Origin of the sequence: Mesorhizobium sp. (genome assembly GCF_005063415.1) — a bacterium.
Taxonomy (GTDB): Bacteria; Pseudomonadota; Alphaproteobacteria; order Rhizobiales; family Rhizobiaceae; genus Mesorhizobium.
The window spans coordinates 1-1339 of sequence record NZ_SUEG01000331.1 but is presented as its reverse complement, the minus strand read 5'-3'; the positions used below and the strand labels follow the sequence as shown (position 1 = coordinate 1339).

The following is a 1339-nucleotide window of genomic DNA, read 5'->3' as shown; positions in this document are numbered from 1 at the left end:
ATGCAGCGCATAGATGCGCTGCATCGGATCCGACGGCACGGTCGGCAATAGCGGGTCGCCATTCTCGTCGACCGCCCAGGCGCCGGCGAAATCATTGGCGGTGATCATGATCGGCGAAACGCCGTCGCCGGTGCGCACCGGGCGGTTCTCGGTGTTGCTGGCTTCAAGCGATGCCTCGACCCAAAGCGGGCTGCCAGCAAAACGGCCGGGAAACTCTGGAAGGATGTAGAAGGATTTGGTCAGCACGTGGTCCGACGGCACCGGTTCCAGCGGTGGCACGTTGAGGTTGCCGAGGATGTCGCGCAGCCGCTCCGTCGCCGGGCTGGTCGAATCCGCACCAATGCCATTGGCGAACTGGTCGCGGGTGTCGAACAAGACCGTTCCGCCCTGCTGCATGTAGGCGTCGATGCGGGCGATGGCGGCCTCGCTCGGCATCGGGGCGGAGGGATCGATCGGCCAGTAGATTAGCGGATAGAAGGACAGTTCGTCCTTCGAGATGTCGACGCCGGCCGGTGCTCCGGGTTCGAGCGCGGTTTTTTCGATAAGGAAGCGGGTCAGGCCTTCGAGCCCGGCGCGGCTGATCGAATCGACACCCGGCTCGCCGGTCAGCACGTAGGCGATCCGGGTCTTAGAAATATCCCCGATCGCCTCCGTATCTCCCGGTTTGGCGTCGTCGGCACGCGCGACGTCCGCGTGGCCAATCAGGGCGCCGAGCGCAACCAGCAGGACGGCTGCCGTCGCCGCAGCGCCGGCACGGCGCGGCCGGCGCGACAACAGGCCGCCCATCCAGAATACGGCAAGCGTGTCGAGCACCATCAGCACCAGGGCCGCCGTGACCAGCGGACCTTTGAGGTTGCGCTGCTCGTCGAAGGCATACTGGATGGTGGTGACCGGCACCGTGATTTCAGGCCGGGCCAGCGGCGTGAATGCGCTGTCGCCACCGAGCAGATTGTGAGCAAACACTCCCGTCTCCGAGCCGTAGAGGCCGGGCGGGTTTTCCAGCGTCACCGGCAGCGGGCCGGCGCCGGGCACCAGCGGCCTGGCATCCGGCGTCGGCGGCACCAGCGTGCCGTCGGCGGCGATCATGCGATAGGGTGCGAGTGACGTGGCGGCTGCCTCGGCATTGGCGACAGCCGCGCCCTGGTTGCGCGACAATTGCACGATGCGCCGCAGCATCTCGACGAAGCTGCCGGAGATCGGCAAATTGGACCATGTCGCCTCGGGGGTGACGTGGAACAGCACGAGGGTGCCCTTGTCTTTCTTCATCCCGGTCACCAGCGGCGTGCCGTCGGCAAGCGTGGCCCAGGTGCGCTCGACGATGTCGGGCGTCGGTTCGGCC

1 protein-coding gene is annotated in these 1339 nt (G+C 66.8%); it reads right to left on the bottom strand.

Annotated features, from left to right (window positions below; all coding sequences use genetic code 11):
• On the bottom strand, window positions 1–1339 hold a 1339-nt coding region (locus E5W70_RS32385; protein WP_292665424.1), incomplete at both ends, for a DUF4159 domain-containing protein.